At 40.4% G+C, this 10915-nt stretch carries 10 protein-coding genes; 1 reads left to right on the top strand and 9 read right to left on the bottom strand.

Translation table 11 applies throughout. The features are described 5' to 3' along the window. The 9 genes from OMU_RS10965 to dprA form a co-directional block, all read right to left on the bottom strand. Nucleotides 1-899 (bottom strand): ISL3 family transposase (locus OMU_RS10965; protein WP_016179981.1); only part of this gene is annotated, 899 nt, incomplete at its 3' end. 175 nt (nucleotides 900-1074) lie between these two features. Beyond that, on the bottom strand, nucleotides 1075-1944 hold the full coding sequence (locus OMU_RS10960; RefSeq protein ID WP_016179980.1) for an aldose 1-epimerase family protein: 870 nt from the start codon (nucleotides 1942-1944) through the stop codon (nucleotides 1075-1077). 133 nt (nucleotides 1945-2077) lie between these two features. Next, entirely contained in the window at nucleotides 2078-2866 is a 789-nt protein-coding gene (codY, locus tag OMU_RS10955) for a GTP-sensing pleiotropic transcriptional regulator CodY (RefSeq protein ID WP_016179979.1), read from the bottom strand. Nucleotides 2867-2882: 16 nt separating this feature from the next. Further along, entirely contained in the window at nucleotides 2883-4274 is a 1392-nt protein-coding gene (gene hslU / locus OMU_RS10950) for an ATP-dependent protease ATPase subunit HslU (protein WP_016179978.1), read from the bottom strand. Nucleotides 4275-4321: 47 nt separating this feature from the next. Next, nucleotides 4322-4867, bottom strand: coding sequence for an ATP-dependent protease subunit HslV (hslV, locus tag OMU_RS10945; protein WP_016179977.1), 546 nt, complete (start codon nucleotides 4865-4867; stop codon nucleotides 4322-4324). 30 nt (nucleotides 4868-4897) lie between these two features. Continuing rightward, the gene (gene xerC, locus OMU_RS10940; protein ID WP_071879967.1) at nucleotides 4898-5779 is read right to left on the bottom strand and encodes a tyrosine recombinase XerC; all 882 of its coding nucleotides are present in this window, start codon (nucleotides 5777-5779) and stop codon (nucleotides 4898-4900) included. A gap of 219 nt (nucleotides 5780-5998) precedes the next feature. Beyond that, the gene (gene trmFO, locus OMU_RS10935) at nucleotides 5999-7297 is read right to left on the bottom strand and encodes an FADH(2)-oxidizing methylenetetrahydrofolate--tRNA-(uracil(54)-C(5))-methyltransferase TrmFO (protein WP_016179975.1); all 1299 of its coding nucleotides are present in this window, start codon (nucleotides 7295-7297) and stop codon (nucleotides 5999-6001) included. 21 nt (nucleotides 7298-7318) lie between these two features. After that, nucleotides 7319-9397 carry a type I DNA topoisomerase gene (topA, locus tag OMU_RS10930; RefSeq protein ID WP_016179974.1) on the bottom strand — a complete coding sequence of 693 codons (2079 nt, stop codon included), beginning with the start codon at nucleotides 9395-9397 and terminating at the stop codon, nucleotides 7319-7321. Between the two features lie 101 nt (nucleotides 9398-9498). After that, nucleotides 9499-10287, bottom strand: coding sequence for a DNA-processing protein DprA (gene dprA, locus OMU_RS10925; RefSeq protein ID WP_282706979.1), 789 nt, complete (start codon nucleotides 10285-10287; stop codon nucleotides 9499-9501). Nucleotides 10288-10465: 178 nt separating this feature from the next. On the opposite strand from dprA, the gene OMU_RS10920 reads away from it, so the two are divergent. Continuing rightward, the coding region (locus tag OMU_RS10920; protein ID WP_016179972.1) for an ISL3 family transposase at nucleotides 10466-10915 on the top strand (450 nt) is incomplete at its 3' end.

Genomic DNA, 10915 nt, shown 5'->3' with positions numbered 1-10915 from the left:
TTCAGAATGGTTCGCCAATATTTCTTAAGCTTGCGATACTTTTTCATGGCTTGCGGGTCGCTCTTTTTCAAGTGATTCATGGTTTTTATCCGTTGTTTGTTAAACGCACGATTGAGTTGTTGGATTACATGGAACCGATCAATAGAGATCCGAGCATTTGGGAAAACGACCTTTGTCACAGAATCATAGCCCGCATTCATATCCATCACGACATGAGAAACGTGTTTCCGTGCGTGATAAGTAAAGCGCATGAAATAGGCGATCAGCTTGAAGCTTCTTCGATCCTCTAAAATATCAAAGATTTTCCCCGTATCCGCGTCACTGAGAATAAAACACATGGCGCCCTGACAGTCCTTAGTTCCTTTGAATTCATCAATCAAGAGATGTTTGGGTAAGTAATTGGGCTTCAGTCGTGGTTCTTCAAAAAAAGAATCCAAGACCCGTTCGACCGTTTTAGCGGAAACCAAGTAACGTTGAGCGATATCTTTCATCGAAATTTTCTTCTTTAAATCAACAGCGATCGCAAACTTGAGCGCTTGGGAGAGATAACAGTTTTCTGCGACATAATAGGTTTTAGCTGAAAAGGTATGATGACACTGTTTACAATAAAACCGTTGTTTATAGAGATGAAGATAGGTAGACACTTCTTGATAAGGGAGTAATTGAATCCAGCTATCTTTGTAGCCATGATGGATGACGGAGTCGTAGCCGCAACACTCACACCGAGGAGAGGGATAGCTCAGTCGACCAGTAAAGACGGTGGCCATTCTGTCATGGACTTTTTCTTTTGAGACGGCGTCTTTAGGAAAAGTAATATTGGAATCATGAATATTTAGGATTTGTTTGATGGTTTTGTCTAGGCAATTATCTTTATATTTGATATTCTTAATACTGGACATTTGGTTCGCCTCCTATGATTGGGTTCAGCGATTTAATTATAGGACAACCAAATGTCTTTTTGTATAAAAAAATACTTGGTGTTCTCACTCAGAAAGAGTAACAACACCAAATATTATAGAACCGAAATACTAATCTATCGTTTTAGATAGCTCTAGTATTTCTCGACTTTTTTTTCTAACTAACAGTAATTGAAAACTCGGTTTTGAAGGTTTCTTTCGCAGCCAAGCGATTCATCCCTTCTTTGTCTTCCAACTGTCCATTGCTGTCGACTGTATCAGCAAAACCCCACCATGGTTCAATGCAAACAAATGGTGCTTCAGCAGGATACGGAGACCATAATCCGACATAAGGAATATTATTGTAGGCTAACGTGACACTGTGAGGTGATTCTTCACTCCCTAAAGTATATGCGTTCAATCCCTTTGTTTCATAGATTAAGGCATCTTCTCTGAACAAATCGTGACTCAATTGAATATTCGTATTGGTTTGTCCAATGGTTTTTTGATCCAAATTGGCAAATGGACCCTCTAAAGGAATTTTAACTCGTGATTTTTGTGGAGAAAATGCAATAAAATAATCTTCAAAACTTAAATCCTCTGTCAGAGGAATATTGAAGGCGGGATGTCCTCCTAGTGCAAAGATCATCTCTTCGGTACCCGTATTCTCAACATTGAAACGAATACGAATTCCTTCTCCCCAAATTTCATAGCTGATCAATAAAGCAAAATCAAATGGATAAATTTTTTTCGTTTCTTCATCACTTTCAAGTAAGAAGGAAACTTTATCCTCTGCTTGCTCAAGTACTTTAAACTCCTTATCTCGAGCAAATCCATGTTGCCCCATCGGATAAGTTTTACCTTTATAGGTATATTGATTATCCTTTAAACGGCCGACGAACGGAAATAAGAACGGTGCATGACGGTTCCAATACTTTGGATCTGCCTGCCAAATGTACTCAATCTGATTGGCGCACAAACTAGCCAGCTCCGCCCCTTTTTCATTGATCGTTGCTTCCAAAAAGCCATTGCTGATTGTTACTGACATAATTCCCCACTCCTTGTCCCTGCTAACGCATAGTTTTCTTGTAGAAAAGATTTGCTTTCCACGTCATGTATCTCCAATAGTGTAACGCAGACTCCTTTTATAAAAAAGGAATCTGCGTATTATGAGATTAAACCTATTTATGACGAACCAGTTCATCCTTGAATAATGGATTTAAAACCTTCAGATACGTCCCTTTCATACCTAGCGAACGAGATTCAATAATTCCAGCAGACTCTAATTTTCGCAACGCATTAACGATCACTGAACGCGTAATACCGATTTTATCGGCTATATTTGAAGCGGTTAAGCGGCCTTCATCGCCCTCCAATGCATCAAAAATCGCTTTAACTGCTTTTAATTCACTATACGAAAGTGTACTGATCGCCATTTGAACCGCCGTTTGACTGCGGATCTTCTCCTCGACATTCAAGAATTGCTGATAAAGGACTTCCATTCCAATAACTGTGGCACCATATTCAGCTAATACCAGATCATCGTCATCAAAAGCTCCTTCTGTCCGTGCTAAGATGATCGTTCCTAAACGTTCGCCTGAACCAAAAATTGGAATGACCGTCGTCAATCCATTTGGGTAAAGTTCCGCCCGCTCAGTTGGAAAGGCCGTCAACTCGTTTGCAACTGGTATGTTGGCCTCCGTTTTAAAAACTTCCTTCATTCCTGAAACATAGCTATCTGGAAATTGACGGTCAACCAGAAATGAACGGACGCGATCAGTATTGATATCGATCTTTTCATTTAATCCCAACAATTCACCTTCGGCTCCAATGATGTACGTCAAAGAGCCTAAGACGTCCCCTAAAATCCGCGCCATATTGTTGTAAGGTAACTCTGCAGCTGGTTCGAAGGCATTTTTTTGCTGCATCAACTTATTAATCTGACGTGTTTTCTCTAATAATGTTTCCACTTTTTCCCCTCCATTTTTACAGAATAAAACGACTTAAATCTTTATTTTGAGCAATTGAAGCTAATTTTTCATCCACATATGCTTCTGTAATCTTTATCTCACCCATTTGCATGTCTGGCGCTTCAAATAAAAGATCTTCTAATAATTTTTCCAAGATCGTGTGCAAACGCCGTGCCCCAATATTGTCTGTCTCCCGATTCACATCAAAGGCAATTTGAGCAATTCGTTCAATGGCTTCTTGCGTGAAAATAATTTTGACATTTTCGGTGCCGACTAAAGCGATATATTGCTTAATCAACGCATTATTTGGTTCAGTCAAGATTCGAACGAAATCTTCCGCTGTAAGATCGCTTAACTCTACACGGATTGGGAAGCGTCCCTGCAGTTCGGGAATCAGATCACTCGGTTTAGACAAACTAAACGCACCACTAGCGATAAACAAAATATGATCCGTTTGAATCGCGCCGTATTTCGTATTGACCTGTGAACCTTCTACGATTGGCAGAATATCACGTTGGACGCCTTCACGAGAGACTTCCCCGGAATTTTGCTGTGATTTAGATGTGATCTTATCGATTTCATCAATGAAGATAATCCCCGAGCTTTCTGCTAACTTGATCGCTGCTGTATAAATATCACCTTCATTAACCAGTTTGGCCTGTTCCTCTTTAACTAATAGCTCTTGGGCTTCTTTGACAGTCACTGTGCGTTGAACCTTTTTCTCAGGAGTTAACGCGCCTAATGTGTCTGAAAGGTCGATACCCATTTGTTCTAGCCCATTGTTCATCGGCATCGTTTTTTTCGGTTCAGTGATCTCAATGCTTACTTCTCGCTGATCCAATAGACCTTTTTCCAACTGATCAAGAACTGTTTGACGATTTACCTTGATATCCTCAGTTACTTCTTCTTTTGGTTCGGTTTGTGTTTGGTTGAAGATATTCATCATTTGTTCATAAGGGTTATTACTTTGTTTTTGCTCTTTCTTAATGCCAGGAACTAAAATCTTCACTAAGCGTTTATTAGCACGTTTTAAGGCTTGTGAATACACTTTTGAGTATTGTTCCTTTTCAACGATCGTAATCGCATTTTCGACAAGGTCACGAACCATTGACTCAACGTCACGACCAACATAGCCTACTTCCGTGAATTTAGTTGCTTCGACTTTAACGAAAGGCGCCTTGACGATTCGCGCCAAACGTCGAGCAATCTCCGTTTTCCCTACACCTGTAGGTCCGATCATTAAAATATTTTTGGGTGTTACTTCCTGCTGCATCGTTTCTTCTAACTGCATTCGGCGATAACGATTCCTTAAAGCAATCGCTACAGAGCGTTTTGCTTCATCTTGTCCAATGATGTATTGATCTAACTCGCTGACGATTTCTTTTGGTGTTTTATTAACTTCAGTCATCTGGATTCTCCTTGCTCCTAAATTGATTGTTTTGAAATTAAATCAGTCTACATTTCCTCAACAATAATATTATGGTTCGTAAAGACACAAATATCTGCTGCAATATTCAATGCGCTTTCTGCGATTTCTTTAGCAGACATTTCTGTATTGTGTTTTTTCATAGCACGCGCTGCGGCCAATGCATAATTTCCACCTGAACCGATAGCCAAAATGCCATCATCAGGAGCGATTACTTCGCCGTTTCCGGAAACCAGCAGCATTTCTTCATCATTCATGACAATCAATAATGCCTCTAGGTTTTTCATTGCTTGCTGTGTCCGCCATTCCTGTGCAAGTTCGACGGCTGCCCGTTGCAAATTACCATTATATTCATTTAGCTTGCCTTCAAATTTTTCTTCTAAGGTAAATGCGTCAGCCACACTGCCGGCAAATCCGACAACGACTTTGCCGTTATAGATACGACGAACTTTACGCGCAGTCCCCTTCATAATAACTTGCTCTCCCATGGTCACTTGACCGTCACCAGCCATTGCTAATTTTCCGTCTTTTTCAATCGCACAGATCGTAGTTGAATGAAATTGTGATTCTGACATCTTTTTCTCTCCTTTATTTTAAACTGTCCTCTAAGCTCTTGGATGAAATGAGCGATAACTTTTTTGTAGACTTTCTTTGGTCACATGCGTATAGATTTGTGTTGTAGACAAATTCGCATGTCCTAGTAGTTCCTGAACTGTACGCAAATCTGCGCCATTATTCAGTAAATGTGTTGCAAAGGTGTGTCGAAGCATGTGTGGATGAATATCACTATTTAAACTGCTCTTTTTAATGATTTGCTTCAGTACATACTCAATCCCAGTTGAAGTAATCTGTTCTCCACGGTGGTTTACGAATAAATAGTCATGCTCCTTGCCAAAACGTGTCATTAGCCTTTTACGTCCATCACCCACAAATTCCTGGATCGCATCCGCTGCGTAAGAACCTAATGGCACATAACGATCTTTATTCCCTTTTCCATGAATCAACAGAACACTGTTATCAAAGTCGATAACTGATAATTTGAGATTTGCACATTCACTAACCCGAAGCCCAGATCCGTAAAGTACTTCTAACAAGGCACGGTTCCGTTGGTCCAACGGTTTCGTACCGTCCACATTAGCAAATAATACTTCAATTTCCTTTTCGTAAAAAAAGCGTGGCAAACGAGCGTGTTTCTTTTTGAGATGCACGTAAGAAAAAGGATTTTCTTTAATTTTTTCATGCTTTAAAAGGTATTGATAAAAAGAGCGTAAACTGGCAATCTTACGACTAATGGTGTTGCGGCTGTATTTTAAATCATTTAAGTAAGACAAATAAACCCTTACGTCTAAATGATCGACTGTTAATAATGAAGACTCTCCTGAATTTTCTAAGAACTGACAAAAGTCATTTAAGTCGCGTTGATAAGCCTCTTTGGTCTTTTCAGAGTACCCGCGTTCAGTCATTAAATAACCCATAAACTCTTGCATGGCTGCTTCATTTTCCAAACTTTTTCTCACCTCACAAACATATCACAAATGTAGCATAAGAACTTTTTAATTACAATTGAATTGTCAGAATTTATTGACTTTTCACGAATATACTAACAATTCTTTACAGATATTTCATAATTGCCTTCAAATCAAACATGAATCCGATTTATTTTGTCAAAATAAAAAAATCCCATTGCCGAAGCAACGGAAATTTTTCTAAATATTCATTTCAGCGAGAGCGTTCAAAGCACGCTCTGCAAGTGTTTCATAGCGCAATTTTTTATCGCGAACTCGTTCTGGAAGACTAGGAAATAACCCAAAGTTTGCATTCATTGGTTGGAAATGTTTGCCTTCTGCATGGGTAATGTAATAGGCCATCGAGCCAATCGCCGTTTCATGAGGAAATTCGATCAATTCTTCACCCTTCGCCAATCGAGCCGCATTTATACCAGCGACTAACCCGCTACCCGCACTTTCGACATATCCTTCCACGCCTGTCATTTGACCCGCAAAGAATAAATCATCACGCTTTTTACTTTGATAAGTAGGTCTTAAAAGCTCTGGTGAATTCATGAAGCTGTTGCGATGCATCACTCCATAACGCAGGAATTCAGCATTCTCTAGGCCGGGAATCATCTGGAAGACCCGTTTTTGTTCGCCCCATTTTAAATGCGTTTGAAAACCAACTATATTGTACATTGATGCGGCTGCGTTATCCTGACGTAGTTGAATTACAGCATACGGACGTTTTCCAGTTTTTGGATCTTCTAATCCCACTGGCTTCATTGGACCAAACAACATCGTCTTGATTCCCCGCTTAGCCATAACCTCGATCGGCATACAGCCTTCAAAAAATTTTTCTTTCTCAAATTCTTTTTGTGGAGCAACCTCCGCAGTGATTAATGCTTCATAAAAACGCATGAACTCTTCTTCAGTCATCGGACAATTCAGATATGCGGCTTCTCCCTTGTCATAACGAGACTTCAAATAGACCTTATCACGATCAATAGTGGAGCTATCGATGATGGGCGCTGCTGCATCATAAAAATAAAAACCATGAGAGCCATTATATTCCGCTATTTCTTCTGCTAAAGCTTCTGAGGTCAAAGGACCTGTCGCGATGATGGTAATCCCTTTAGGAATTTTTGTAATTTCTTCTGAAATAACGGTCACCAATGGATGAGTTTTCAACTTCTGTGTAATCAATCCAGAAAAATCATTTCGGTCCACTGCAAGCGCACCACCCGCTGGTACCGCCGTTTCGTCCGCAGAGCTGATGACTAAAGAATTCAAGCGACGCATTTCTTCCTTCAGAACACCCACCGCATTCGTCAATCCATTTCCTCGTAAGGAGTTGCTGCACACAAGCTCCGCAAAATCAGCCGTGTGGTGTGCTGCTGTTGATTTCACCGGGCGCATCTCATATAAATTCACTGGAACCCCTGCTTCTGCTAACTGCCAAGCGGCTTCGCTTCCAGCAAGACCCGCTCCGATAACATTCACTGTTTTTACCATTTAATCCTCACTTAGTATCACTTATTTTTGTACTTTTTCTTCGTAATCACCATTCACACAGACAACCTGTTTCCCGCCTTTGACTTTCTTCTCAACTAGATAACCGCCGTCTTTCGGACATGTCCGGCCAATTGGTTTATCCCAAGAAGTAAAGTCACAGTCTGGGTACCGTGAACATCCGTAGAACAAGCGATTCTTCTTGGATTTCCGTTCAACCACTTGTCCCTTGTGACAAACAGGGCATTCAACACCGATTTCTTTGATGATTGGTTTAGTGTTGCGACAATCCGGAAAGTTGCTACAGGCATAAAATTTCCCATAACGTCCCAATTTGATCACCATTGGATGTCCACAGACATCGCAATCGAACCCCGCTGGCTCGTCTTTGATCTGAATTTTTTCAATACCTTCTTCAGCTTTTTCCAGTTCAATAGCAAAAGGTTTATAGAAACGGTCCACAACGGTTGTCCATTCTTCCTTGCCTTCTTCCACCTTATCCAAATCGTTTTCCATTTCTGCTGTAAAGTTGACGTCCACGATTTGCGGGAAGAAATCAACGATCAGATTATTGACAATCTCGCCAAGCTCTGTTGGTTCAAAACGCCGTTGCGTTAATTTCACATAATAACGACGTTGGATTGTATCTAAGGTTGGCGCATAAGTTGACGGACGACCAACTCCGTTTTCTTCCAATGTTTTGATCAGTGTTGCTTCACTAAATCGTGCAGGCGGCTGAGTGAAGTGCTGTTTATTTTCAATATTAACAGATTGAACAACTTCGCCCTTTTCAAGTTCAGGTAAAATATTTTCTTTGTCTTCTTTTCCGTCATCACGGCCTTCAATATATACCTGCATGAATCCTTTGAACTTGATTTTCGACCCGTTGGCGATAAAGATGACGCCGTTTTGTTCCAATGTCACTTTCATCGTATCAAGAATCGCTGCAGTCATTTGGCTAGCAACAAAGCGTGACCAAATTAAGGTGTATAACTTTAATTGATCCTTGTCTAAATATTGCTTCATTTCTTCAGGTGTCCGTCGTACACTTGTCGGACGGATTGCCTCATGAGCGTCTTGAGCCCCTTGAGGATTTTTCGCTTTACGGGCATGATGCTGCGAATACTCTTTACCATATTTTTCTTCAATGAACTCAGCTGCTTCAGCTTTTGCTGTATCCGAGATCCGAGTCGAATCTGTACGCATATAGGTAATCAGACCAACTGTGCCTTGTTTCCCAAGAGCGATCCCTTCATACAATTGCTGTGCTACCATCATGGTTTTTCTAGTACGGAAGTTCAACTTACGAGCAGATTCCTGTTGCATATTACTCGTGGTAAATGGCAATGCCGGATTTCTTTTGCGTTCCTTTTTCTCAACTTTAGTCACTTCAAAGTCCTTGCCGTCAATTCTAGCTGTAACTTCCTTCACTGCTTCGGCATTTGGCAATTTTTTCTTCTTGCCATCGACACCCCAGAAATTCGCTTTGAACTTCTTGGTTTTCTTCTTGAAGTTTCCATCAATGCTCCAGTATTCTTCTGGCACAAAATCACGAATTTCTTGTTCACGATCAATAATCATTTTTAAGGCGATCGACTGAACACGACCAGCGCTCAAACCTTTTTTGATTTTTTTCCATAAAATCGGTGAAATGGAGTAACCAACAAGGCGATCCAATGCCCGACGTGCTTGCTGTGCATCTACTAGCGAAACATCTATGGAACGAGGTTCTTTAAAGGCTGCCTTTACTGCATCCTTGGTAATTTCATTGAATACAACACGATTCTTATCCTTTAAGTCCAATCCTAATAAATAAGAGAGATGCCACGCGATAGCTTCTCCTTCTCTATCCGGGTCACTTGCAAGATAAACTTTTTGCGCTTTTTTAGCCGCTTGTTTCAAACTTTTGATAACATCGCCCTTGCCTCGAATAGAAATATAGTGGGGTTCATAATTATTTTCCACATCAATCCCCATCTTACTTTTGGGTAAGTCCCGCACATGTCCAACACTTGCTACGACCTTATAGTTTCTTCCCAAATATTTTTCGATCGTCTTTGCTTTTGCTGGTGATTCCACGATAACTAGGTATTTATAGGCCAAATGTTTTTGCCTCCTCAATTTTTTCTACTATTATATATCGGTAACTACTGACAAATCGTAGCCTATAATACGCTATTCAAATTTTGTTTGTCAAGTCGCGGCTAATGAATTTTATTCCATAAATCGTAGGAATCAAAAATATCTTGTGTTTTTTCAACACAGATTGCACCGTCTTGAATCAACTGATGACAGCCACTGGAACGCTCATCCAAAATCGATCCAGGAACCGCAAAAACATCTTTGCCATAATCCAACGCCTGTTGAGCAGTAATTAACGAACCACTGCGTCTCTTTGCTTCTACCACAAGCACACCACTGCTTAATCCGGCGATGATGCGATTGCGCATTGGAAAATGAAACTTCGCAGGCTTCGTACCATTAGGATATTCACTTAAAACTAAATGATGCTGACTCATTTCAATTTGTAAATTGCCACTAGATTTAGGATAACAAATATCTAGACCTGTGCCTACTACACCAATGGTTTTCCCCTGATTGCTGATAGAAAATTGATGAGCAAAGCTGTCAATTCCTTTAGCCAAACCGCTGACAATCACAAAACCGCGTTTCGTAAGCTCAGGCATTATTTTCTGCAGGACATGATACCCGTATTCCGTCGCTTCTCTAGCACCAACAATCGCCAGCTTTTCTCTTTCTAGTAATGCTAAATTTCCTTTGTAAAACAAGACCAATGGTGGCGTTGAAACCTGTCGCAATGTTTCTGGATAAGCCTGATCTTCAATCGTGATATATTGGTGCGTGCTTTCAATTTCTTGAAGCCGTTCCTTCGTCCATTCATCCCAATCATTTTTCTTCGTTGTCTGAGCCGTAAGCCTAATGTCTAATCCATTCAACTCCCACCATTGATGCTTTTTCGCAAACTGATAAATCCGCTGTTTTCCAAAAGCCCCTACTCCCTTGACTAAACGGTTCTATAATATTTTGTGTTGGTTGAAAATCGAAGGCGATTTTCTACTAACACTTTTTTCTTCGTTTCAACTCAAAAAGAGACTCACTTTTGGTAAAATTTAGTTGACCAAAACGTCACCCTACCAAAGGAGTCTCTCAATGGATAATCATACTAGAAAATTACTCGGATTAACAGATAAACATTTATTTTTTGATGAAGAATGGCTGATTGAAAAAGAATATAAAGGCGTTCAAGCGCAGTTTATTAAAGGGAGATTGGATGACTCACCTTCCCATTGTGAACACTGTGGATCGATTCGTATTATCCGCAACGGTTCCTATACGACACGCACTCAGATGTTGAAAGTCAAAGAAAAGTTAACTATTTTAGAATTAAAACGTACCCGTTTTCTCTGCCATGATTGTGGACGGACCTTTTCTGCGAAAACGGACTTAGTTGATGAACATCATCAACTAACAAAGGAACTGAAGCAGGCGATTCTCATGGAACTGTACGAAAATCAATCACGTAAACTAATCGCTAAGAAGTACTTCGTCTCGGATGGGACGGTGACACGGATCTTGCGTGAAGCAACGAAGCATTACCAG

The sequence above is a fragment of the Enterococcus avium ATCC 14025 genome (genome assembly GCF_000406965.1).
GTDB classification, from domain to species: domain Bacteria; phylum Bacillota; class Bacilli; order Lactobacillales; family Enterococcaceae; genus Enterococcus_A; species Enterococcus_A avium.
Note: the sequence above shows the minus strand (reverse complement) of the source record. Positions and strands in the feature narration are given on the sequence as shown.

Excerpts from the sequence above, each read along its gene's own strand:
- OMU_RS10960 (WP_016179980.1), bottom strand. The coding sequence starts at position 1,944 with ATGTCAGTAACAATCAGCAATGGCTTTTTGGAAGCAACGATCAATGAA.
- hslU (WP_016179978.1), bottom strand. The coding sequence starts at position 4,274 with ATGACTGAAGTTAATAAAACACCAAAAGAAATCGTCAGCGAGTTAGAT.
- hslV (WP_016179977.1), bottom strand. The coding sequence starts at position 4,867 with ATGTCAGAATCACAATTTCATTCAACTACGATCTGTGCGATTGAAAAA.
- xerC (WP_071879967.1), bottom strand. The coding sequence starts at position 5,779 with ATGCAAGAGTTTATGGGTTATTTAATGACTGAACGCGGGTACTCTGAA.
- trmFO (WP_016179975.1), bottom strand. The coding sequence starts at position 7,297 with ATGGTAAAAACAGTGAATGTTATCGGAGCGGGTCTTGCTGGAAGCGAA.